Raw genomic sequence first — 23816 nt, 5'->3', positions numbered from 1 at the left:
TTTGAGAACGGCATACCGCTTTTTACGCGCCCATGTCCTGCAGCGGCTGATCCCGCGGTCGCGCGTCGCCTTCAATCCGCGCAAGCCGGTGGAAATCGTCGGCTATCTCTCGATGCCGGTCGGTATCGGCGAATCGGCAAGGCTTTGTGCCGGCGCGCTTTCGGAGGCGGGACGGGCGATTTTGCTCTCGGACGTCAGCACGCACCCGGATGAAAAATCCTTTGCCGGATGGGTGTCGTCGCACCTTTCGACCGAACCGCCGGGAGGCCGTATCTGGCATCTCAATCCGCCGATGCTGCCGCGCGCCATCCTGAAGAAGGGGCTCGCGAATTTCACGCGCGCCTTCAACATCGGCTATTTCGCCTGGGAGCTCGAAGTCGTGCCGGCGGAGTGGCGCAACGGGTTGCGTTACATGAATGCCGTTTTCGTGCCCTCGGAATTTACCAGACGGACGATCGCGCCGCTGACCAAAGCACCCGTCATCGTGGTTCCCCATCCCGTCACGGAAAAGGCCGCGAGCGAAGGCATGCGGGAAAAATTCGGCATCGGGAAGGACGCCTTTCTCGTCAGCTTCATCTTCAGCGCCGGTTCCTCGATCAACCGGAAGAACCCGCAAGCCGTCATCGAAGCCTTCAGGCTATTCGCCGCCGAATGCCCGAGCGCCTTCCTGCTGATGAAGGCCAGCGGCAATATCGACAAGGATGAGGCTCTGCGCGAACTGATCGCTTCGGTCGCCGGCGATACCCGCATCAGGATCGTCACCGACAAGCTCTCGAACGCTGACATCAACGGCCTCATCCGCTCTTCCGATGCCTATCTTTCGCTGCATCGCTCGGAAGGTTTCGGGCTGACGGTTGCCGAGGCGATCATGCATCGCACCCCGGTCATATCAACCGCCTGGTCGGGCACGGAAGATTTCTGCGACCCCGAGAATAGCTGGCTCGTCGCCTCTCCCCTCATTCCGGTCGTCGATACCCATCCCGAATTCGCGGGGTTGCCGGGTGCGGTCTGGGCCGATCCCTCTCCCGAAATCGCGGCCGCGCATCTGAGGGATATCTTCCGTGCGCCCGAGCGGGCGCGGGAAAAGGCGGAGAAGGCGCGGGAGTTCCTGCTGCGCTACCTCGCGGAGAACAGTTACGAGAAGGCGCTCCAGAAGCTGGCGGCGATGCAGGCCAGCTAAGGTGAGGTCGCCACTCCGCTTTATTTTAATATTTTCACATTAGAGATAGCGGGCATGCGAATCTGAAAGATCGCAGCGCGCTTTAGGCCGATCCCGGCGGATGGATGGATGTCGAAGGGTATTATCGCAAATTCGGTGATGAATGCGGCCGCAGGCATGCTGCTGCTGCTGACGGGCTTCGTGTCCTCGATCATCACGGCGCGGCTGCTTGGGCCGGAAGCCAACGGCATCGTCGCTTTTTCGCTGTGGCTGGTGGTGACAGGCGCCTCGATCGCCGAGCTCGGCTCCAGCATCACGCTGTTGAAGACGCTGCCGCAGCTTTCGGCGGAGGGCTATGACGCGCGCCGCCGGCGGGGTTTTGCCGCGATCCTCGTCAGCTTCATGATGTTTTCGACCGTCGTGCTGCTGGCGCTCTACGCCTTGTTTTTCCTCACCTCCGAGGAGATGCACTGGGCGGAAACCGCGCCTACTGTCGCCCTGGTCACGGGTGCGCTGTTCTTCGTCCAGGCGATCGGGTCTTTCGTCAAATTCTACCTGATCGGCGAAAAGAAGCTCGGCACCTTCTTCAAGCTGACGGTCGCCGTCTCCGTCATACAGCTCGCCGGCGTCGCCGGCGGCGCCGTGTTCTACGGCGTCGAGGGCGTTCTCGTCGGCTATGCGCTCGGCCAGCTCGTGCTGTTTTTCGCGACGCTGCCGATCCTTCTGGCGCGGCGCGACTGGTGCGGCGTCTCGCTGAAATATCTCGCCTCCTCCTCCGTCATCCTGTCGATCCAGTTCATCATCGATTCCATCTTCCTCAACCGGCTCGAACTGCTCTTCCTGCAGCAGTTCTGGTCGGTGGAAATGGTCGGCTATTATGCCGTCGGCCTGTCGATCGCCAATATCGCGCTTCAGCTGCCGATCCAGATGACCGGCAGCCTGCTGCCCTATTATTCCGAACGGCGCCACAGCAGCGACGATTCGACGTTGCCGGTCGAGGTCTTCGCCGCCGTCACCCGCAGCATGGCCTATATCGTGCTGCCGATGAGCCTCGGGCTTGCCGCGATCTCCAGCGAGCTGGTGCTCGTCGTGTTCGGCGAAGCCTTCCGCCGCAGCGGTATGGTGGTCGCGCTGCTCGCGCTCGTGGCTCCCGCCTATACGTTCATGCAGATCCTCAGCCTCTATCTTCTATCGATGGACAGGGCCCGCTCCCGCCTGAACATCAGTGTGATAGGTGGCCTTCTCATGGTAGCGGGTTGTTTACTGATCATACCTAGGCTTGCCGCCGAGGGGGCGGCACTCGTGCGCATTCTCGTGTTCGTTGCGATGTCGGTGATGATGATCAGACAGACAGGATTCGGGTCTCAGCTTTCGGGTCTCTACGCAAGCCTGACGAAGGTGACGCTCGCCTCCGTATTGTGCGCCTGTGCGGCGATCTCAGTGCTGGAATTCGTCCACGGCCCGATCGGTCTCGTCTTTGCGATCATCGCCGGCACATTCGCCCATTTCGCCGCGCTGCGCGTGCTGCGCGCCGTGCCGCGCGAGGATGTGGAGGTCATGCGTTCCCTTCTCGAAAAGATGCCGTCTGTGCTGCGCCGGCCGGCCGGCCATGTGATCAATTTCATTGCGCCGCGGCTTCCCGACGATCCCGACCGCGCCAAGGTCGCGCCGGGCGAATTCTCGCTGGAACCGGCAGAGGGTGCCGGGCGCAGCGCTGCCTTGCCCGTCGTCTTCGACGGCACGGTCGGGCTGTTCATGCCCGAAAATCCTCAGGTGAAAAAACGTTCGGCCGCCGTGCTCTTCGTCAGCCCCTGGGGTTTCGAGGAAATGTGCAGCCGCAAATTCTTCCGCGTCGCGGCCGAGCATTTTTCGGATATCGGCGTGCCGAGCCTGCGCTTCGACTATCGCGGCACCGGCGATGCGCTCGATTTCGGCGCGCTGCCGCGAAGCCTGGAAACCTGGGAAAATTCGATCCGCGCGGCCGCCGCCGAGCTGAAGTCGCTCACCGGCTGCGATCGCGTCGTCCTCATCGGCCAGGGTCTGGGCGCGACGCTTGCCCAGCGCGTCGGCTCCACGATCGAAGGCATCGACAGCCTCGTCATGCTGGCGCCGGTGCTGAGCGGCCGGGCCTATCTGCGTGAACTCAACATGTGGTCCAAGATCATCGACGCCGATCTCGGGCTCGGCAAGGAGCATGTGCCCGTTGCAAAGGTTCAGATCGCCGGGCTCGTCATGCCCGAGGAGATCGCCGCCGAACTCGGCAAGCTCAATATCGCCTCGCCGCAGGGGCTTGCTGCGTCCCGCTATCTGATCCTCGAACGCCCCATCCGGGCCGAGGATACCGGTTTTGCCGATGCGTTGCGGACATTTGGGGCCGACGTAGAACAGCAGGCTTTCGAAGGTTACGACGAACTCGTCACCAATCCGCTTTTTGCCAAGACGCCGATGGCCGTCGTTGAGACCCTGACGGCTTGGCTCGAGACGGCAACCAGCGAAACGTCAGCCGCCCATTCGCCGGCAGCGATCGACAGCATGCCGCTTGCCGGCGAGGGTTTCGTGGAAACGCCCGTGCGTTTCGGAAGCCACGATCATCTGGTCGGCGTCGTCAGCCGGCCGCTCGGCGAGATCAAGGGCAATGGCGTGCTCTTCCTGTCGACCGCCTACGACCGGCATGCCGGCTGGGGACGGACGACGGTGGATATGGCGCGCGAGCTCGCGCGCCAGGGCGTCGTTTCGCTGCGCTTCGATTCCGCCAATGTCGGCGACAGCCCGCCGCGGCCGGATGCGCCGGAGCAGGTGCTTTATTCCAGCACGCAGACCGAGGATGCGATCGCCGCGCTTGATCTGCTCGAAAGCTTCGTCGCCGGTCCCGTCATGGTCGCCGGCCGATGCAGCGGCGGCTACGTTGCCTTCCGCGCCGGCGTCGCCGACGAGCGGTTGAAGGCGGTCGTCTCGATCAATCCCTTCGTCTACTACTGGGATCCGAAGGTGCCGGTGCGCAAGGAGCATGTCGTCTCCGTCCCCCGCAGCCTCGACGATTACGGCCAGCGCCTGGCGCGGCTCGATACGCTGAAGCGGCTCATCAGCGGCCAGGTGGATGTGGTGTCGGCGCTGCAGAATATCGTCATCGCCGGCGGCCGGCGTCTGTCGCCCTTTGTCGCGCCGCTGCTCGAATTGCTTCCGGACCGGCGTCATATCGCCCGCGAAGTCCGGCATTCCTTCGCGCAGTTCGGCAAGCGCAAGGTGCCGCTGACGCTGATCTACAGCGAGGGCGACGTCGGGCTCGATCATGTCTATTTCCATTTCGGCCCGCGCGGGGCCAAGCTGTCCCGCTATCCGAACGTGCGGCTGCTGATGCTGCCGGATGCCGACCATAATCTGACGCCGCCGCAGTCGCGGAAATTCGTGCTCGACGAGATCATCCGTCTTGCCAGGGCATGATCGGGATTTCCAGGTGGGATCAGATGCTTTCCGCGGCGATATCAAGCGATCTGTAGAGATCGATATAGCGGCCTGCGACGATATCCCAGGAATAGCCGCGCGCGGCGTCGAGAAGTCTCGCGCGGACGACGTCCGGTTCGCGCGAAAGATCCTCGTAGGCTGAACCGATCGCCGTGGCGGCTGCTTCAGGACGGGTGAAATCGGTGAGTTTGATGGCGGGATGCCGGGCGGCGAGCGTCTGAAAGGCATCGTTGGCGTTCAGCACCGGCAGCAGGCCGGCGCTCATCGCCTCCAGCGCCACCAGCCCGAAACCTTCATATTCCGAGGCGGAGGCGAAGAGCGAAGCCTCGGCGATGACGCGGCGGATGGTGTCGTTATCGGGCGACACATGCAGCGTGACGCGGCCGGTGAGGTTGCGGCTTTCGATCTCGCCGTCGACATCCCTCCGGTTCAGGTCGGATTCGGCGCCGACGATGTCGAGATGCCATTCCGGGTCGCGGGTCTTCAGCGTGGCCATCGCATCGAGCAGGTGGTCGAGCCGCTTGTTCACCGAGAACCGGCCGATCGTGACGATGCGGCGCTTTGGCCGGCGCGAAGCGGTATCGGCGAATTTGCCGATATCGGCGCCGTTTTCGATCAGCAGGCTGTCGGGCGCGATCTCGGAAAACTGCTTGAGATCGGAGGCGCTGCAGCAGACGACGCGCCGGTAGGCCATCGCCGAGGCGCGGGTCAGTGTCCTGAACCAGATCTTCTTGATCGCGGCGTATTTCCTGGTGTGGAAGAAGCCGCCATGGGTGGTAACGATCATCGGCTTGCCGTGCAGCAGCCGACCCCAGGCGAGAGCGTCAAAGAAGAAGTCGATGGCGTGGACGTGCACGAGATCGGCATCGCCGAGATGGCGGAAAACCTGTGGCGCCATCGGATAACGGCTGCTGCCCGACCAGGGGATGCGCACGACTTCGATGCCGTCGATGTCTTCGCGAGGCGGCAGCTTTTTCTCAGGTGCGGTGAACAGCGAATCCAGCGTCACGACGCGGACGCGATAACCGCGGCGGACGGTCTGGCGGGCGAGATTGGCGACCACGTCTTCCAGGCCGCCGCGATTGGGCAGGAACTGGCGCACGACATGGACGATCAGCGGAGCGGTTTCCGGCTGCGGATTCCCGTGCTCCCTGTCTGCCTCGACGATCGCCATTTTTCACCTATCGCTGCGCGTGCCAAGCTCGTGTTGGCGCGGATTTTATAGCAGCGACCAGATATCTCAGGCGTTAAGGCGTGGTTTCAGCGGTGTCGTGGAGAGGTGATTCTTGGCGACAGGGTTAACCGTATCTGACGGGAATTCAGAAGGCTTTGAAGGTGAGGGTCGTCAACGAGCGGACGATGCCTGGAATATTGGCGATGTTGTCGTTGATGAACTTGCCGATATCCTGGCCTTCCTCGATGTAGACCTTCAACAGCAGGTCGTAGTCGCCGCTTGTGGAATAGAGCTCCGAGACCAGTTCGGTCTGGTATATGGCGTCGGCGACCTCATAGGTCTTGCCGGGAGCGCATTGGAGCTGGACGAAGATCGGCTTCATGGGGATTTCCTGAAAGGTTTGTTTGGGGCGCATAATGGTCGAAACCGCCATGCCGATGCAAGCCGTTCCTCATAAGGCGGGGCCGGCGGCCGCTTCCGCGACGATCCAGTCGCGAAAGGCGGTAAGCGGCGCATAGTCGGCGCGCTCGGACGGAAAGGCGAGATAATAGCGTTCGCGGCTTTCCATTTCACGGTCGACGGCAGCGACGAGGTCGCCGCGCCTGAGTTCCTCCTGCATCAGGAATGTCGGCAATAGCGCGACGCCGAGACCGGCGATCGCGGCTTGTGCTGCGGTGGCGAACTGATCGAAGAGCATGCCGTGCACGCTATCGAAGGCAACGCCGTTGCCGGCGAGCCATTGCTCCCAGGCGTCGGGCCGCGTCGTCAGGTGCAGAAGCGGAACGGTGAGCAGATCCTCAGGTTTCGAAATCGCGTGTTGTTTGAGAAAATCGGGGCTGCAGGCCGGCACCGTGCGTTCCGACATCAGAAAGGTCAGTTCGGCGCCCGGCCAGTGCGGATGGCCGAAGTGAATGGCGGCGTCGATCGAATCGAGACGGAAATCGAAGGGCGAAAGCCGGGTCACGAGATTGATCGTCACGCCGGGATTGGCGGCGAGAAAGCGTCCCAGCCTGGGCGCCAGCCAGCGCGTGCCGAAGGTCGGCAGGATGGCGAGGTTGAGCGTGCCGCCATGCGGGTTGGCGCGCAGGTTCAAGGAGGCGCTCGATATGCGCCGCAGCGCCTCGCGGATCTCGCGGGCGTAGCCGTCGCCGGCAAGCGTCAGCCGCATGGTCTGGCGTTCGCGCAGGAAAAGCTCGACGCCGAGCTGCTCTTCCAGCGCGCTCACCTGGCGGCTGACGGCGCTCTGCGTCAGGTCGAGTTCGCGCGCCGCCGCCGTGACGCTGCCGGTGCGGGCGACCGCCTCGAAGGCGGCGAGATGCGAAATCGACGGCAGAAAACGTCTTGAGGCGAGCATGGTCATTCCGGTTCAGAATGAGCTATTTCCGAAATGTCGATATTTCCGGCTTTGTCGAGCTTGTAAAGAGTTTCATCCTGCAAAAACGGAATGAGCCGGAGCCTCCCGATGCCGAAAGTCTTCGTTTCCATGCGGATGTGCCGGGCCGGCGCTTCAAGTCCTGGTTTTATGCATTAGACTACCGCCATTCCATTCGATCGGACCGAGCCATGCTGAATGATCCGCGCTCCCACGGCCTCTGGGAAAAGACCGCTCCGCAAGCGCCGGCGACCTCGCCTCTCGAAGGCGCGGTCTCGGCCGACGTCGTCATCGTCGGCGGCGGTTATACCGGCCTTTCTTCCGCGCTCCATCTTGCCGAAGCCGGATCGAAGGTGGTGCTGCTGGAGGCGAAGGAAATCGGCTTCGGCGGCGCGGGACGCAATGTCGGGCTGATCAATGCCGGCATGTGGGTGATGCCGAACGACTTGCCGGGCGTGCTCGGTCCCGTACATGGAGAACGCCTGCTCAATCTGCTCGGCAGCGCGCCGAAGCTCGTCATGGAACTGATCGACAAGCACGGGATTGCCTGCGAGCTCGAACGGAACGGCACGCTGCATTGCGCCGTGGGCGACGACGGGCTGAAGGAACTCGAAGAGCGCGTGGCGCAATGGTCCGCCCGCGGCGCGCCGGTGACGCTGCTCGATGCGGCGGAGACGGCCAAACGCATCGGCAGCGATGCCTATGCCGGCTCGCTGCTCGACCTGCGCGCCGGAACGCTGCAGCCGCTGGCCTATGCGCGTGGCCTTGCCCATGCCGCGGTCAAAGCGGGAGTCACCGTCCACACATCGAGCCCGGTCGTTGCAACCGAGCGCAGCGGCAGCCGCTGGAGCGTGAAGACGGCCAAGGGCGACGTCAGCGCGGACTGGATCATCGTCGCGACGGATGCCTACAGCACCGGCCCGTTCGAGCAGGTGCGCAACGAACAGGTCTATCTGCCCTATTTCAATTTCGCCACCGTGCCGCTCGGCCACAATCTGCGCCAGACGATCCTGCCGGGACGGGAGGGCGCATGGGATACCAAGGACATCCTCTCCTCCTTCCGCATGGACCAGGCCGGCCGGCTCGTCTTCGGCAGCGTCGGGGCGCTGCGCAATACCGGGCTTACAGTGCATAAGAGCTGGGCCAAGCGCGCGTTGAAGCGGCTTTTCCCTGAGATCGGCGATGTCGAATTCGAATGCGAATGGTACGGCCAGATCGGCATGACCGACAACGCGCTGCCGCGCTTCCACAAATTTGCGCCCGGCGTCATCGGCTTTTCCGGTTATAATGGCCGCGGCATCGCCCCCGGCACGGTCTTCGGCCGGACGCTGGCAGAGCATATCCTTGGCCGGGTTTCGGAGGCCGATCTGCCGCTGCCGCTGACCGCGCCCACCGAACCGAGCTTCCGGGCGGTCAAGGAAATATGGTACGAAGCCGGCGCTCAAGTCGCCCATTTCGCCGATGCCCGCTTCTGAGAAGCGATACGCGCTTCCGCGAAGCGATGAACGCTTCTGGGAATAATAAGATTGGAAACACGACAATGACCATCGCCGTCCTCGATCTCGCCACCGAAACCGCCAAGCTGCTTGCCGAACTCGGCGTCGATGCCGGTCGCTATCACGGCGGCACGCTGTCCGTCTCCTCACCGGTCACCGGCAAGGAAATCGGCAAACTGAGAGAACATTCCGTCTCCGAGACGAAGGCCGCGATCGAAGAGGCGCACAAGGCTTTCCTCGAATGGCGTAACGTTCCGGCGCCGAAGCGCGGTGAGCTGATCCGCCTGCTCGGCGAGGAACTGCGCACGGCAAAGGCAGCGCTCGGCCGTCTCGTCTCGATCGAAGTCGGCAAGATCACCTCCGAAGGCCTTGGCGAAGTGCAGGAGATGATCGATATCTGCGATTTCGCCGTCGGCCTTTCCCGCCAGCTCTATGGCCTGACGATCGCCACCGAGCGCTCCGAACACCGGATGATGGAAAGCTGGCATCCGCTCGGCGTGGTCGGCATCATCTCCGCCTTCAATTTCCCGGTCGCCGTCTGGTCGTGGAATGCGGCGCTGGCGATCGTCTGCGGCAATTCCACCGTCTGGAAGCCTTCGGAAAAGACGCCGCTGACGGCGCTCGCCGTGCAGGCGCTGTTCGAAAAGGCGCTGAAGCGCTTCGTCGCCGAAGGCGGCACCGCGCCCGCCAATCTGTCGACGCTGATCATCGGCGGCCGTGATGTCGGCGAAGTGCTGGTCGACCACCCGAAGATCCCGCTCGTTTCCGCCACGGGTTCGACGGCCATGGGCCGCGCCGTCGGCCCGCGCCTGTCGCAGCGTTTTGCCCGCGCCATTCTCGAACTGGGCGGCAACAATGCGGCCATCGTCTGCCCGAGCGCTGATCTCGACCTGACGTTGCGCGGCGTCGCCTTCTCCGCCATGGGCACGGCCGGCCAGCGCTGCACGACGCTGCGCCGTCTCTTCGTCCATGACAGCGTCTACGACCAGCTGGTGCCGCGCCTGCAGAAGGCCTACGGCTCCGTCACGATCGGCAACCCGCTCGAAACCGGCACGCTCGTTGGACCGCTGATCGACGGCCAGGCTTTCGAGAAAATGCAGGCAGCGCTCAACGAGGCGAAATCGGCCGGCGGCAAGGTGACCGGCGGCGACCGTGTCGGCAATGGCCTGACCGATGCCTTCTACGTTCGTCCCGCGCTCGTCGAAATGCCCGAGCAGACCGGCCCGGTCGAGCACGAGACCTTCGCGCCGATCCTTTACGTGATGAAATACAGTGATTTCGACGCGGTGCTGGCGCTGCACAATGCCGTGCCGCAGGGGTTGTCGTCGTCGATCTTCACCAACGACATGCGCGAGGCCGAAACCTTCGTCTCGGCGCGCGGCTCGGATTGCGGCATCGCTAATGTCAATCTCGGCCCGTCTGGCGCCGAGATTGGCGGGGCCTTCGGTGGCGAAAAGGAAACCGGCGGCGGGCGCGAATCCGGCTCGGATGCCTGGAAAGCCTATATGCGCCGCGCCACCAACACGATCAATTACGGCAGGACCCTGCCGCTCGCCCAAGGCGTCAAGTTCGACGTTGAATAAGTCCGGTGCAGAAGGAAGGCGCTGCTCGCGCAGTGGCGTCTTTCTTGACCGAATTGAGATTTATTTCCCTGAAATTTGAAATATTTAGTCAAGATATTGTGATGTCTTTTTCGGCAAGGCCAAACTTGAAATAGGCAGTCAGGAAAAATATACGCCTCATATCACCGCCGGGTAGCCCGGGTGACATCGCCACGGAGGCCATCATGAACGTTGCTATCAATCGTCTTTCCCATGTGCTCGCGCTAACCGCGTCGCTTCTCTCTGCCACCGCGTTCGCAGACAGCGCCCATGCGCAGGATGACGGTCTCGTCGTTTACAACGCCCAGCACGAAAGCCTGGGCCGCGAATGGATCGATGCCTTCACCAAGGAGACCGGCATCAAGGTCACCATGCGCCAGGGCAGCGACATGCAGTTCGCCAACCAGATCATCCAGGAAGGCGACGCCTCTCCGGCCGACGTGTTCCTGACCGAGAACTCGCCTGCCATGACGCTGGTCGATGGCGCCGGCCTCTTCGCCCCGGTCGAAAAGGAAACGCTGGACCAGGTTCCCGAACAGTATCGCCCGGCTGACGGCATGTGGACCGGCATTGCCGCCCGCACCACGGTCTTTGCCTATGACAAGACCAAGCTCACCGAAGACAAGCTGCCGAAGTCGCTGCTCGACCTTGCAGATCCGGCCTGGAAGGGCCGCTGGGGTGCAGCGCCCGCCGGCGCCGATTTCCAGGCGATTGTCGCGGCCCTGCTGCAGCTCAAGGGCGAGGACGCCACCAAGGCATGGCTGAAGGGTCTCAAGGACAATGCCACCCCTTACAAGGGCAACAGCGTCGCCATGAAGGCCGTCAACGCAGGCGAAGTCGAAGGGGCGGTCATCTATCACTATTACTGGTTCGGCGATCAGGCGAAGACCGGCGAGAACAGCAAGAATGTCGGCCTTCACTACTTCAAGAACCAGGATCCGGGCGCTTTCGTCAGCGTTTCGGGCGGCGGTGTCCTGAAATCCACGCAGCACATGAAGGAAGCCCAGGCTTTCCTGAAGTTCATCACCGGCAAGGCGGGTCAGGCTGTCCTCAAGGACGGCACCTCCTATGAATATGCCGTCGGCAAGGATGCGGCCTCCAACGACAAGCTGGTCCCGCTCGCCGATCTCAACGCTCCCAAGGTCGAAGCTTCGACCCTCGACAGCAAGAAGGTCGTGGAACTGATGACGGCCGCCGGCCTGATCTGACTTTTCTGCCGCAGGCTTCATCCGGCCAAAACTATTGCTTTTGGCTCAAGAAAACCTTAGGGCATGACGATATCCGGCAACCGTCCCTCAAAGGCGGTTGCCTTCCTTTTTCAGCGTGTGAAGGCATCGGCCTTGCTGCAGGACAACAGATTGCTCGCATCCGGCAACGAGGCGCCGGTCGCGCCGAAGGCCGTGCGACTGGTTTTGCCGCGCGGACGCGTGCCGCACGCTTCCGTGATTCTGCTTGCAACGGTGGTTGCGATCTTCAGCCTCGTGCCGCTCGGCTTCATCGGCTGGATCACCTACGATGTCGGCTGGGAAACGGTGAAGGCGCTGGTCTTCCGGCCGCGTGTCGGCGAACTCCTGGTCAATACGGTTCTCCTCGAATCGATAACCATTCCGCTTTCGATCGCGCTTGCCGTGACGCTTGCCTGGCTGACAGAGCGGACGGATATTCCCTTCGCCCGGCTCTGGGCTTGGCTGGCGATCGCGCCGCTCGCCGTGCCTGCCTTCGTGCACAGCTATGCCTGGGTCAGCCTCATTCCCGGCATGCGCGGCCTCGAGAGCGGCGTCTTCGTTTCGGTGATCGCTTACTATCCCTTCCTCTATCTGCCGGTCGCCGCCGCGTTGCGCCGTCTCGATCCGGCGATCGAGGACGCGGCCGCCTCGCTCGGTCTCGATCCCTGGCGCGTCTTCTTCCGCGCCGTGCTGCCGCAGCTGCGATTTGCCATCTGCGGCGGCTCGCTGCTGATCGCGCTGCATCTGCTGTCGGAATACGGCCTGTTCGTCATGATCCGCTTCGATACGTTCGCAACCGCGATCGTCGACCAGTTCCAGTCTTCCTACAACAGCCCGGCCTCCAACATGCTCGGCGGTGTGCTCGTCGGCTGCTGCCTTTTCCTGCTCGGCCTCGAAGTGCTGCTGCGCGGCAACGAACGTTACGCCCGCGTCGGGAGCGGTTCGCCGCGCCCGGCAGACCGCCGGCGGCTCGGCTGGTTTACGGTGCCGGCCGTCCTGCTGCCCGTGGCGCTGGCGGTGCTGACGCTCGGTGTGCCGCTGGCGACGCTCGGCCGTTGGCTCTATCTCGGCGGCGCCGAGATCTGGCGCATCGAGGTCGGCAGCGCTTTCCTGCAGACGATCGTGCTGGCCGTTGCCGGCGGCGTGCTGGCGACGATTGCCGCAGTACCCATGGCCTGGCTTTCCGTGCGTGCGCCCGGCCGCTTCCAGCGCGTGCTCGAAGCCTGCCATTATTATGTCGGCTCTCTGCCCGGCGTCGTCGTGGCGCTGGCGCTGGTGACGATCACCGTGCGCCTCGTGCTGCCGCTCTACCAGACCTTCGCAACCCTGCTCGTCGCCTATGTGATGCTTTTCCTGCCGCGCGCCATGGTGGGGCTGCGAGCCAGCATCGCCCAGGCGCCGGTGGAACTGGAACGCGCGGCGATGGGCCTCGGCCGCACGCCGGGCCAGGCCGTGCGGCAGATCACCATGCGGCTTGCAGCCCCCGGAGCCGCCGCCAGCGTGGCGCTCGCCGCACTCGGCATCACCAATGAACTCACGGCGACGCTGATGCTGTCGCCCAACGGCGTCGATACACTGGCGACGAAATTCTGGTCGCTGACCAGCGAGATCGACTACGTTTCGGCTGCCCCTTATGCCTTCATGATGATCGTGTTGTCGCTGCCGCTCACATTGACGCTCCACGCCCAATCGAAACGGACCGCCGGCCAATGACGCTGCTCACGATCGACACTATCAGCAAGCGTTATGGCCCGGTCCAGGCGCTGAAGAACATCTCTCTCGAAGTGCAGGCGGGCAGCCGCACGGCGGTGGTCGGCCCCTCCGGTTCGGGCAAGACGACGCTGTTGCGCATCATCGCCGGCTTCGAGCAGCCGGATGCCGGCAGTGTGACGCTGGATGGCGAGGTTCTCGCGGACGGTCCGGATGCGGTGCCGGCCCACAAGCGCGGCATCGGCATCGTTTCGCAGGATGGGGCGCTGTTTCCGCACCTGAGCGTCGCCGAGAATATCGGCTTCGGCTTCGAGAAAAGGGCTGCGGACCGCGAGAAGCGTATCTTCGAGCTTCTCGACATGGTCGAGCTCGACCGCGGCATGCTGGTCAGACGCCCGCACCAGCTTTCCGGCGGCCAGCAGCAGCGCGTGGCGCTTGCCCGCGCGCTCGGCCGCAAGCCTCGGCTGATGCTGCTCGACGAGCCATTCTCGGCGCTCGATACGGGCCTGCGCGAAAACATGCGCAAGGCGGTTGCCCGCGTGCTGCAGGCGGCGGGCATTACCACCATCCTCGTCACGCATGACCAGGAAGAGGCGCTGACTTTCGCCGATCAGGTCGTGGTGCTGAGGGAAGGGCGGCTGATCCAGGCGGGATCGCCGCAATCCTTGTATCTCCATCCCAGGGATCGCGAGACGGCACTTTTCCTCGGCGATGCCGTGCTGCTTCCCGCCATCATCAGAAACGGTCTTGCGGATTGCGCTCTCGGCCATGTCGCCGTCGAGGGCAGCCGTCAGGGCAAGGCTGAGATCATGCTGCGGCCCGAGCAAATCCGCGTCGTCGCCGATGAAAGCGACCGTAGCCATGCCGGACGTGTCGTCGAGGTGGAATTCGGCGGCGCGGTCTGCACCGTCGCCGTCTCGCTCGACGGCGTCGCCCTGCCGCCGATCCGGATCAAGACCTCGAGCGTCGCGCTTCCCGCGCGAGGCGATCTCGTCCGCCTCGACATTTCAGGCAAGGCGCACGTCTTCGAAAGCTGATCTCAGCCGAACTTGCGCACCAGCTCTTCCGGCTCGATGCCTTCGAGCCAGCCGCCGGTAAAGCCGGCGCGTTCGAGCCCCAGACGGATGGTCGGCGATTGCCGCATCAGCTTCCAGATGAAATCGGAACGCTCGTTCTCGACGGTCATGACGACGAGGCCCTGGTCGATGCCGACGGTGCGGTCGTCGACCCAGCCTTCGGGACGCTTGGTCTGGACCGTCGGATTGAAGCCGCCGGGGAAGCCGCCTTCCAACAGCAGGTTCGGATAGCTGGTCAGAAGCGCCTTGGTGCCGTCGAGGGCCGCTTGCCGGTCATAGGGCAGGCAGGCGAGCGCCGCCCAGGGTGCGATCGTGCCGTCGTCGGGCCCGAGCGGGGCGCCGCGCGCGGCATAGCCCAGAACCTTCGGCTGGCGGCCGCCGCGCATGCGCCGTGTCGGCGGCGGGCCGTCGCAGGCGGTGAAGCCCCAGATATTCCTGTTGTAGCCGACGAACCGGCCGGGATTGCGCTCGGCATAATCGCGCTGGAGATTGATGACGACCTGCGTATTGCGGAAATAATCCCAGTTCCGCTCCGCCATCGGCTTGTCCTGAATGCCGCGGAAATCGATCCAGGCATGCGAGAAGAGGTGGATGAAGAGCGGCCCGGCATAGAGATAGGACTGTTCGCCGTGCATCATCCAGGAATAGCTCGACGTGAAGGCGTCGTAGCAGGATTGCGGGATAGGGTGCGTCGGTGAGGCAAGCGCCAGCGCATAGAGGATGATCGCCTCGTCGAAACCGTGATAGCGCCAGCGCAGGAAGCCGGAAGAGGGCTTCCAGCCCATGGAAATGGTGTCGCCCTTGTTCAGCGCCCAGCGCCAGTCGACGCGCTCGTAGATGAAGGTGGCGAGCTCGCGGATCTCGGTCTCGGTCTCGTCGTCCTCGCGGTTGAAATACTGTGCAGCGGTCAGGATGCCGGCGACGAGCAAGGCGGTATCGATGGTCGAAAGCTCGCTGTTCCAGGCGCGGTGGCCGGTATCCATGTGCAGAAAGTGGTAGAAGAAACCGCGATGGCCGGTTGCGTGGCGCTCCGTGCCCTGGCGCGCCTCGGCGAAGAAGCGCAGCGTGTTGACCGTGCGCTCGGCCGCTTCACCGCGGCTGATCCAGGAGCGTTTGACACCGACGGGATAGGAGGAAAGCGCAAAACCGACGGCCGCGATGCTCGCCGGCACGCCGTCGATCGAGGTATCGGCCACCAGGCCATTTTCGGGATTGGAATATTTCAGGAAGTACTTGAATGCTGAATGCTGCAGCCTGTCGACGAGCGCGGCATCAATGTCTTCAATCCGTTGCAGCATAGGCTCCTACCCAACTGTTGCATCGCCCCATGGTTCAACATGGTAGGCGTCCCCCGGCAAATCAAACCTTTTTGATTCGTAGGGATAAGAGAACACAAAAGCGGCAGGGATGGTGTTAATAATTATCCGTGAAATACTATCTAGGATAAGTAATATAAGCAGTGCAGCAAAAGGACAGGTTTTCACCCGTCTGGCACAGGCTATTTTCAGCAATACTTGCTTCCGTTGACGCGATGTGGAGCGGCCTGACGATGGCTATCGTCCGACCGCGTAAGCCTGCATCAAACGCGGCGTGGCTGCGGCGCGCATCAGCCCGTCGGCATCGCGCCGGGCGGCGGTCAGCCGGCCGATGGTCCAGGGGTCTGATACCGTCAGCCTGTGGCCCCTGCGCGCCAGCGCATCGAGCACATCGGCGCCGAAATTCGCCTCCGCCATCAGGCTGCCGGGCTCGCGGGTGCGGGGATAGAAAGAGCTCGGAAAATGGGCGGTGTGGAACAGCGGCTGATCGATCGCCGCCTGCAGGTTCAGCCTGTGGTGGGCATAGCGCAGGAAGAAGGAGAGCTGCCATTGCTCCTGCTGATCGCCGCCCGGCGTGCCGAAGGCGAGGATCGGGCGGCCCTCGTAGAGGCCGAGCGAAGGCGTCAGGGTCGTGCGCGGCCGCTTGCCGGGCGCGAGCGAGGTCGGCAGGCCCGGCTTCAGCCAGAACATCTGGGCGCGGGAATTGAGGCAAAAGCCGAGGCCGGGCACGGTGGGCGAGGATTGCAGCCAGCCGCCCGACGGCGTGACGGAGACCATGTTGCCGTCGCGGTCGATCACGTCGATATGCACGGTATCGCCGCGCTTTTCGGAAAGATGCGCCATGGTCGGCTCGTAGACGATGCCGGTCTTCGATTCCGCGCCGAGCATCTTCATCGTCAGATCGTGCTGCGCCTCGAAGCCGGGAATGATGCCGGGGCGAAGATCGAGCGAGGCGTGCGCGCCGACGAGCCTGCGGCGCTCGGCGGCATAGGCCTCCGACAGGAGATGCGCGATGGGAATTTCGGAAAAATTCGGGTCGCCGTAATAGACTTCGCGGTCGGCGAAGGCGAGCTTCATCGCCTCGGCGACGGTGTGGACGAAATCGGCGCCGGCGGGGTCCATCGCGGCGAGATCGAAGCCCTTGAGGATCGAGAGCGCCTGCAGGAAGACCGGGCCCTGGCCCCAGGGGCCTGATTTGGCGATGGTCCAGCCGTGATAATCATAGGTCAGCGGCTCTTCGATCGTCGCCGACCAGTTCGCCATGTCGGTTGCTGTCAGTACGCCCTTGTGGCGGCTGCCGCTCGCATCCATGATCTCGGCGGTCTTCAGGTAGTCGTCGATCTTCTCGGCGATGAAGCCGCGATAGAAAGCGTCGCGTGCCGCTTCCACCTGCGCCTCCCGGCCGCTCTTCGTCTCGGCTTCGGCGATGACACGCTTCCAGGTTTCGGTCAGCACCGGATTGCGGAAGTTCGTATGCCCCTCGGGAACGCTGCCGCCCGGCATCCAGGTCTGGTGCGAGGTCGGCCATTCCTTTTCGAAGAAAGCCGCCAGCCCCTTGATGGTGGCTGAGACGCGCGGCAACAGGGGATGGCCGTGTTCGGCGTAATAGATCGCCGGCTCCAGCACGTCGCGCACGCTCATCGTGCCGTAATCGCGCAGCATCAGCATCCAGCCGTCGAAGGCGCCGGGAATGACCGTGGCCAGCAGGCCGTCGCCGGGGATCAGCGTCAGGCCTTCCCCGGTATAGTGCTCGATCGTCGCGCCGGCGGGTGCAGGCCCTTGCGCGCAGATGACTTCGACCTTGTCCTTCTTCTTCGAATAGATCAGCGCCGGCAGGTCGCCGCCCGGGCCACAGAGATGCGGTTCGACGATCTGCAGTACGAACCCCGTGGCGATCGCCGCGTCGAAGGCATTGCCGCCCTTTTCGAGAATGCTCATGCCGACGGCCGAGCCGATCCAGTGCGTCGAGGTGACGACGCCGAAGGTGCCGAGGATTTCCGGGCGGGTCGTGAATGCGGTCATTGCAGCTATCCTCTCGGAAACGAGCCTTGGGCGAATCGGTTGGACTTTACAACTGAGCCGAGCGCGAGGAGAGGAAAACCTCAGGCTCGAAGGCAAAATCCTTGTCGAAGGGATAGGTCGGATGCTGCTTGCGCAGCCGCGGCAGGCGCTCGACGAACTGGTCGACCACGCCGGGCGAGAGCGCCATCAGGTTCGGATTGGCGATTGGCGCCAGCTCCGGTGAGAGATAACCCGATTTGACGACGATGATTTTCGCCCGGTGCGGATCGAGGCCGAGCCGGGTGAAATCGACGATATTGTGATAGGGCCGGCGTTTTACCGAGAGCACGAGATCGATGCCGTCGATCGAAACGACCGCCTGCCGGTCGGAGGGATCTGATGTTTCGTGCAGGAATTTCACGGTGAAGCGGGCGGTGACCGGCTTGCTGCCCTTGGTATCGAGCGAAGCGCCGACGCTGAGGGTGAGTTCCGCACCGATACCTGCGGCATAACAGGCCTCGGTCGCCGCCTTGTCGGCGATGCCGGCGAAGACGACGCCGGTGGCGCCCCTGGCGATCAGTTCCGCCAGCACGTCGGCCCGGTCCCCGACGCCGCCGCCGGTTGGATTGTCGCCGGATTCGGCGAGCACGACAGGCGCGGTCGGGCTTGCGATCGATCTTGCCACGCACTCTTCGATCGAGCCGGTCTCGCAGCCGAAGACGAAATCTCCGCGTGCATCCCAATAGGCCTTGGCGAGACGCTTGGCCTCACGCTCCAGCACGGCGCGGTCGGTGCCGGTCATGATGGCCGCGGCGGTGGCGCGCGGTTCGTCGGCCCAGACGTAACCGACCATCAGGGATGCATCCCAGACGCCTTCGATCGCGTCGATCTCGGGCAGCATGGCATAAAGGCTCTTAGCCGGCTCATCGACTGTGCTGGTGCGTTCGCCCGGCAGCACGACCGGGATCGGCGCCCATAGAACGGCCGGCCTCACGCCTGTCTTTAGGCTCCTCACCAGCATGGAGACGGAGCGGCGCATCGTTTCCTCGACATCGATATGAGGCGCCGTGCGATAGGTGGAGTAGATGTCGAGCGTATCGATGATGCGCTGCGTGACGTTGCCGTGCAGGTCGTAGCTTGCCGAAACCGTGCAGCCCTCGCCGACCAGCGCGCGCGCCGCAGCAATCCAGTCGCCCTCGGCATCCTCCATGCCCTCGACATACATGGCGCCGTGCATGGCGAGATAGAGGCCGTCGAGCGGCAACATCGGCTTCAGCCGCTCGAGGAATTCGTTCTTGAAGGCTTCGTAGGTAGCGCGCGACACCGGACCGCCGGCTATCGCGCGGGCATGGATCGTCGGCAGGAATTCGGCATCATAGTCCTTGAGGAAGGCAAAATAGGGCGATTCCAGCAGTGCGTCCCCACGCACCACGCGAAAATCCTTCTCCTCGTTGAGGACGGGGTTGTATGTGCTGCACTCGATATGGATGCCACCGACGGCGATGCGCATGGGGAACCTCGGCTGGTGTGGGGAGCAATCAGGACGTTATGGGCTGTCTGGTCCTGATGATAGTTCGCAAAGAGAACCAATCAACCGGGATAAATCACAAAATCGATCTCGGTCGGTATTGGCGCGGCGACCGGTGAAGGTCGGTTTGCGCGCGAGGGCAGGCAAGTCACTTACCAGGCGCAAAGTGAGCGGGACGTCGGCGTCAAGCGCGAGACGTCGATTCTCCGCCAGCAGCGGCTGTCCATCTGCGGATAAATCTCGCCCGTCCAGATGGGATTGCGCCGCAAGCGGTTCTCATAGTCGGCCGCGCGGTCTTGATCTTCGTGGCATTCAAACCAGACGAACACCGTCTCTTCTTCGCGAACCGGCAGCCTGGCAAAACCGTTCCTGCTTCGCTCCGTCACGAACAAGCCATCGATGCGCGCACCGGCATCCCGCATGACGGGGAGCACGTTTTCGCGGAAAAACCTCGAAAAACTCTCCTCCGTCCCCGGTGCAAGCGAGCAGATGTTCAGGTTGATAAAACCTTGAACTGCCGAGCGCGTCAGTTCTTTGTCCCTCGGCAGATTATGCGTGAACGGATGGACGCCGCCGGCCGGCTTCAGGAGCAAGACATTGTCCGAATTGAGCATCGTCGCATTGGCGGCCCGCCCGTGTTCTTTCCAGATTGGGCCGGAATAGAAGGATGCGAGCGCCTCCGTTCGGGCGTCCATGTCCTTGAAGGAGCGAACCCAGACAAAGCAATCGGGATCGTCAAGATCACGGAACTCTCCTTCGACGCGCATACCCAGCGCCTCCTGAGGGTCGACGAACTCGCTGTCGAACAAGCGGATCAGCGTTTCCCTGCTTTCGGGGAGAAGGCGATAGCGACGAAGCTCGAAGACGGCGTGCGTGTTCATGGTTTTCCTAACAGGTCGATCATCCTGTTTTTATAACGGGACAATTGACCTGTTTTGTCAAGGTGCTATTGTGCGAGCAGGACCAGTTGAGAACCATGACCGAAAACAAGAGAATCAATGATCCCGAAGGCGTGCGTCGCCGGATCGTTGACGCCGCCTATGACGCCTTCGTCACCCAGGGCTATCTCGCAACCGGCATGCTGGAATTGCGCGAAAGGGCTTCCGTGTCCGGCGGCGCCATGGCGCATCATTTTCCGGCAAAGCGCGACCTCGGGCTTGCGGTCATTCGTGACCGGGTATCCGAAGCCGTTCGGCAAACATGGATCGAGCCGCTCCGCACATGCGCAGACGCGCCGACCGCCATCGATTCGATCTTTGAAAGCATCATCGATGAATTGACCGATAAGGGCCGGGTCTCCGGTTGCCCGCTCAACAATATGGCAATGGATGTTTCCCACCATGACGCGGAAATGAGAGAGGTCGTCAGCGCCGTATTCGTAGCCTGGCACGAGGCGCTGTCTGCCAAATTTGAGAGAGATCTGGAGGAAAAACAGGCGAGCGGGCTCGATCCTCACAGCGTCGCAACACTTGTCATCGCCGCCTATTCCGGCGCCATGGCGATGGCGAAGGCGCGACAGGATGTCGGTCCGCTCATCGAGTGCCGGGCGGAACTGGCGACGCTTCTGACGGCGAAATATCGCCGGCGCTGACTTGGCGGAGAAAAAATCGCGAGATGGATCTCGTTCTATAGAGACCGAACCCGCATGTACTGGCTGAGGAAAACTGGAGCGGGCGAAGGGATTCGAACCCTCGACCCCAACCTTGGCAAGGTTGTGCTCTACCCCTGAGCTACACCCGCTCAATCCGCATCGGTCCGGGGTAGTCGTTGGACCGTGGGCGCCGCCTCGTGGCGACGGGCGCTATATGACCTAACGGATTTTCAAATGCAACAGGGAAATGACGAAGAGGCGAAGAAAAAATTCCGATGCCCGCGTAAGCGGAGCGGAAAGGCCGCAAATGCGGGGGTAGGGCGTCGGTTCCGAAGATTGCCAAACGATGTGGACGGACTTAATCAGGACGCCTCGACTTTTCCTTATCCCATCCAATGGATTGCCCGATGTCCGAAAAGACCCCCAAGACAAGAGAAGAACTGTTCGCTTTCCTCGACGGGCTCGGCATCGCCCATAAGACGCTCGATCACGCGCCTGTTTTCACCGTGGCCGAATCGGTTGCGCTGCGCGACGAGATCCCCGGCGGCCACACCAAGAACCTCTTCATCAAGGACAAGAAGGACAGGTATTTCCTGCTGACCGTGGAGGAAAATGCCGAGGTCGACCTCAAGCAGGTACATAATTTGATCGGCGGGTCCGGCCGGGTTTCCTTCGGCAGGGCCGAAAAGCTGATGGAATATCTCGGCGTCATTCCAGGGGCCGTCACCGCGTTCGGCGCCATCAACGATACCGCTCAAAGCGTCACCTTCGTGCTCGATGCCGATCTGATGCGTGAGGAGATCGTCAACTGCCACCCGCTTTCCAACGACGCGACGACATCGATTGCGAGCGGCGATCTCATCCGTTTCATGGAAGCGACAGGACATAAGCCGCTTGTCTTGAAAGTGACGTCCTGACATACGATTTTAGCGCTGAAGCGCGTGGCGGTCTTTCCGATCCGCTTGCCGCGCTTCGGTCTTTGGTTTTGTGTATGTCCTTATCGCAAAACCGCTACATATTTTTGCGCGACATGCTTTAGCAAGGATGCCGGCAGGATCGGCGCGGGAGATACCTATGAGCGGCAGCAACAACCCCTATAACGGTTCCTTCGGAAACCAGATGTCGGCGACGGCAAGCTTCGGCGCTCAGCCGGAACCCGCGGCTGCGGCCGGGAGCTACATCAAGGACACGACGACCGCGAACTTTTCCAAGGACGTCATCGAGGATTCGCGCAAGCAGCCGGTGCTGGTCGATTTCTGGGCGCCGTGGTGCGGTCCGTGCAAGCAGTTGACGCCGGTACTGGAAAAGGTCGTCAACGAAGCCAACGGCCGGGTCCGGCTGGTCAAGATGAATATCGACGACCATCCCTCGATCGCCGGCCAGCTCGGCATCCAGTCCATCCCCGCCGTCATCGCCTTCGTCAACGGCCGCCCGGCCGATGGTTTCATGGGCGCGGTGCCGGAGACCCAGATCCGTCAGTTCATCGACCGCATCGCCGGTCCGGCCGGCGCCGATGAGGCGGCCGAGATCGAAGCCGCGCTGACGGAAGCGGCGGAGCTGCTGACGGCCGGCAACATCAATGAGGCGGCCCAGCTTTACGCCGCCGTGATGCAGGCCGCTCCCGAGAACGCCAAGGCGCTCGCCGGCATGGCCGAATGCATGATCGCCGCAAACCAGCATCAGCGGGCGCGCGAAGTCCTGACGGACTTGCCGGAAGAGGTGGCCAAGGATGCCGGTATCCAGGCGGTGCTGAAGAAGCTCGACCAGATCGAGGAAGCCCGCAAGCTCGGTGACCCCGTTGCCCTCGAAGGCGAACTGGCGGCAAATCCCGATAACCACGAGGCGCGGCTGAAGCTCGCCAAGATCCTCAATGTCGAAGGCCGGCGCGACGAAGCGGCCGAACATCTGCTTCATATCATGCGCAGGGATCGTGCTTTCGACGATGACGGCGCGCGGCGCCAGCTGCTGCAGTTCTTCGAGGTCTGGGGCTTCAAGGACCCGGCGACGGTTGCCGCCCGGCGCAAGCTCTCGGCGATGCTGTTTTCCTAGAGTGCCGTGCCGGCGGGGCGTTGCGGAATCTCGGAATTCGGGTGCGATCCTTTCCGATCGATTCCGATTTTCGGGGTTATCCGCCAAGTTTCGAGCATCTGCCCTTGCGTTTTTGGACAGGGGCACCACATTCTCGTCAGACGGGCATGCCCGTTACAAGAATGCGGGACGGTTTCATGCAAGTCGGGAATGCCAGATACCTGAAGCCGGGCGATCTGCCTGATACGATCGCCGTCTTCCCCCTGACCGGTGCCCTTCTCCTGCCGGCCGGGCAACTTCCTCTCAATATCTTCGAGCCGCGCTATCTCGCGATGCTGGATGCGGCCCTTGCCGGAAACCGGCTGATCGGCATGGTCCAACCGGCGCTCGGCGAACACGAGGACAAGGGCGGCGAGCACAATCTCGCCACCGTCGGCTGCATCGGCCGCATCACCTCCTTCGCCGAGACCGGCGACGGGCGCTATATCGTGTCGCTGACCGGCGTCTGCCGCTTCCGCCTGCTGGAGGAGAAAGCGACCAGCGATCCCTTCCGCAGCTTCCGCATCGTTCCCTTCATCGCCGACCTCTCGGCCGAGGCCGAGGAGGAAGCCGTCGACCGCACGGCGCTTCTGACGGCCTTCAAGGCCTATCTCGACGCCAACAAGCTCGAGGCCGACTGGGAGAGCGTCGAGCGGGCGAGCAATCTGACGCTCGTCAATTCGCTCGCCATGATGTCGCCCTTCGGGCCGGCGGAAAAACAGGCGCTGCTCGAGGCGCCCGATCTCAAGACGCGGGCGGAGACGCTGATCGCCATTACCGAGATCGTGCTGGCGCGCGTCTTCGGTGACTCCGACACGGTTCTGCAGTAGACTTCGGCCATGGACGAAAAACTCAGCCGCGTCGATCCGAAGCTGCTCGAACTCCTGGTCTGCCCGCTCTCCAAGGGGCGGCTTTCCTATGATCGCGAGCATAATGAACTCGTTTCGGAAAAGGCGCAGCTTGCCTATCCGATCCGCGACGGCATTCCGATCATGCTGGTGTCCGAGGCCCGCCGCCTCGACGAATAGCCTTTAAAC

The 23816-nt window shown here is 62.9% G+C and carries 20 protein-coding genes and 1 tRNA gene; 12 read left to right on the top strand and 9 right to left on the bottom strand.

What is annotated here, in order from left to right; translation table 11 throughout:
• Nucleotide 1: 1 nt before the first annotated feature.
• Entirely contained in the window at nucleotides 2-1180 is a 1179-nt protein-coding gene (locus tag ATY78_RS18765; protein ID WP_088683822.1) for a glycosyltransferase family 4 protein, read from the top strand.
• Between the two features lie 108 nt (nucleotides 1181-1288).
• On the top strand, nucleotides 1289-4600 hold the full coding sequence (locus ATY78_RS18760; RefSeq protein ID WP_088683821.1) for an alpha/beta fold hydrolase: 3312 nt from the start codon (nucleotides 1289-1291) through the stop codon (nucleotides 4598-4600).
• Between the two features lie 19 nt (nucleotides 4601-4619).
• Here ATY78_RS18760 and ATY78_RS18755 read toward each other — a convergent pair whose 3' ends face one another.
• The 4 genes from ATY78_RS18755 to ATY78_RS29005 all read right to left on the bottom strand — a co-directional run bounded on the left by ATY78_RS18755 (nucleotide 4620) and on the right by ATY78_RS29005 (nucleotide 7280).
• The gene (locus ATY78_RS18755; protein ID WP_088683820.1) at nucleotides 4620-5795 is read right to left on the bottom strand and encodes a glycosyltransferase family 4 protein; all 1176 of its coding nucleotides are present in this window, start codon (nucleotides 5793-5795) and stop codon (nucleotides 4620-4622) included.
• Between the two features lie 145 nt (nucleotides 5796-5940).
• The gene (locus ATY78_RS18750; RefSeq protein WP_003567502.1) at nucleotides 5941-6177 is read right to left on the bottom strand and encodes an Lrp/AsnC ligand binding domain-containing protein; all 237 of its coding nucleotides are present in this window, start codon (nucleotides 6175-6177) and stop codon (nucleotides 5941-5943) included.
• Nucleotides 6178-6246: 69 nt separating this feature from the next.
• Nucleotides 6247-7155, bottom strand: coding sequence for a LysR family transcriptional regulator (locus ATY78_RS18745; RefSeq protein ID WP_088683819.1), 909 nt, complete (start codon nucleotides 7153-7155; stop codon nucleotides 6247-6249).
• A complete protein-coding gene (locus ATY78_RS29005; protein ID WP_280950453.1) occupies nucleotides 7152-7280 on the bottom strand; it encodes a hypothetical protein in 129 nt (42 codons plus the stop codon). Before ATY78_RS29005 ends, ATY78_RS18745 begins: the two co-directional genes overlap by 4 nt.
• 78 nt (nucleotides 7281-7358) lie before the next feature.
• Between ATY78_RS29005 and ATY78_RS18740 the strand changes: the two genes are divergently transcribed.
• The 5 genes from ATY78_RS18740 to ATY78_RS18720 all read left to right on the top strand — a co-directional run bounded on the left by ATY78_RS18740 (nucleotide 7359) and on the right by ATY78_RS18720 (nucleotide 14237).
• A complete protein-coding gene (locus ATY78_RS18740; RefSeq protein ID WP_088683839.1) occupies nucleotides 7359-8642 on the top strand; it encodes an FAD-binding oxidoreductase in 1284 nt (427 codons plus the stop codon).
• Nucleotides 8643-8707: 65 nt separating this feature from the next.
• Nucleotides 8708-10246 (top strand): aldehyde dehydrogenase family protein, encoded by a 1539-nt coding sequence (locus ATY78_RS18735; protein WP_088683818.1) that lies wholly within the window; start codon nucleotides 8708-8710, stop codon nucleotides 10244-10246.
• A gap of 203 nt (nucleotides 10247-10449) precedes the next feature.
• On the top strand, nucleotides 10450-11472 hold the full coding sequence (locus ATY78_RS18730; RefSeq protein WP_088683817.1) for an iron ABC transporter substrate-binding protein: 1023 nt from the start codon (nucleotides 10450-10452) through the stop codon (nucleotides 11470-11472).
• A 63-nt stretch (nucleotides 11473-11535) separates the two neighbouring features.
• Nucleotides 11536-13203, top strand: coding sequence for an iron ABC transporter permease (locus ATY78_RS18725; protein ID WP_088683816.1), 1668 nt, complete (start codon nucleotides 11536-11538; stop codon nucleotides 13201-13203).
• Nucleotides 13200-14237, top strand: a complete 1038-nt coding sequence (locus ATY78_RS18720) for an ABC transporter ATP-binding protein (RefSeq protein ID WP_088683815.1) — start codon at nucleotides 13200-13202, stop codon at nucleotides 14235-14237. The genes ATY78_RS18725 and ATY78_RS18720 overlap by 4 nt, the downstream gene beginning before the upstream one ends.
• Before the next feature lie 2 nt (nucleotides 14238-14239).
• Here the strand turns inward: ATY78_RS18720 and ATY78_RS18715 are convergent, their stop codons facing one another.
• From ATY78_RS18715 to ATY78_RS18700, 4 genes are all read right to left on the bottom strand, one after another.
• Nucleotides 14240-15574, bottom strand: a complete 1335-nt coding sequence (locus ATY78_RS18715; protein WP_088683814.1) for a glucoamylase family protein — start codon at nucleotides 15572-15574, stop codon at nucleotides 14240-14242.
• Between the two features lie 255 nt (nucleotides 15575-15829).
• Entirely contained in the window at nucleotides 15830-17614 is a 1785-nt protein-coding gene (locus ATY78_RS18710) for a gamma-glutamyltransferase family protein (RefSeq protein WP_088683813.1), read from the bottom strand.
• Between the two features lie 46 nt (nucleotides 17615-17660).
• Nucleotides 17661-19103: a M81 family metallopeptidase gene (locus tag ATY78_RS18705; RefSeq protein ID WP_088683812.1), complete on the bottom strand. Its 1443-nt coding sequence runs from the start codon at nucleotides 19101-19103 to the stop codon at nucleotides 17661-17663.
• 170 nt (nucleotides 19104-19273) lie between these two features.
• Nucleotides 19274-19930, bottom strand: coding sequence for an NIPSNAP family protein (locus tag ATY78_RS18700; RefSeq protein WP_245313601.1), 657 nt, complete (start codon nucleotides 19928-19930; stop codon nucleotides 19274-19276).
• Between the two features lie 167 nt (nucleotides 19931-20097).
• On the opposite strand from ATY78_RS18700, the gene ATY78_RS18695 reads away from it, so the two are divergent.
• Nucleotides 20098-20712: a TetR/AcrR family transcriptional regulator gene (locus tag ATY78_RS18695; RefSeq protein WP_088683810.1), complete on the top strand. Its 615-nt coding sequence runs from the start codon at nucleotides 20098-20100 to the stop codon at nucleotides 20710-20712.
• A 74-nt stretch (nucleotides 20713-20786) separates the two neighbouring features.
• On the opposite strand, the gene ATY78_RS18690 is transcribed toward ATY78_RS18695, so the two are convergent.
• Nucleotides 20787-20861 (bottom strand) — tRNA-Gly (locus ATY78_RS18690).
• 258 nt (nucleotides 20862-21119) lie between these two features.
• Between ATY78_RS18690 and ATY78_RS18685 the strand changes: the two genes are divergently transcribed.
• From ATY78_RS18685 to ATY78_RS18670, 4 genes are all read left to right on the top strand, one after another.
• Nucleotides 21120-21629: a prolyl-tRNA synthetase associated domain-containing protein gene (locus tag ATY78_RS18685; RefSeq protein WP_088683809.1), complete on the top strand. Its 510-nt coding sequence runs from the start codon at nucleotides 21120-21122 to the stop codon at nucleotides 21627-21629.
• Between the two features lie 157 nt (nucleotides 21630-21786).
• The gene (gene trxA, locus ATY78_RS18680; RefSeq protein ID WP_088683808.1) at nucleotides 21787-22761 is read left to right on the top strand and encodes a thioredoxin; all 975 of its coding nucleotides are present in this window, start codon (nucleotides 21787-21789) and stop codon (nucleotides 22759-22761) included.
• 161 nt (nucleotides 22762-22922) lie between these two features.
• Entirely contained in the window at nucleotides 22923-23609 is a 687-nt protein-coding gene (locus tag ATY78_RS18675) for an LON peptidase substrate-binding domain-containing protein (protein WP_190237490.1), read from the top strand.
• A gap of 9 nt (nucleotides 23610-23618) precedes the next feature.
• Nucleotides 23619-23807: a Trm112 family protein gene (locus ATY78_RS18670; protein ID WP_003567459.1), complete on the top strand. Its 189-nt coding sequence runs from the start codon at nucleotides 23619-23621 to the stop codon at nucleotides 23805-23807.
• Nucleotides 23808-23816 lie beyond the last annotated feature (9 nt).

The organism is Rhizobium sp. R635, assembly GCF_002211285.1.
GTDB lineage: Bacteria > Pseudomonadota > Alphaproteobacteria > Rhizobiales > Rhizobiaceae > Rhizobium.
The sequence above is the reverse complement of the archived record's forward strand: the minus strand, read 5'-3'. Positions and strand labels throughout refer to the sequence as shown.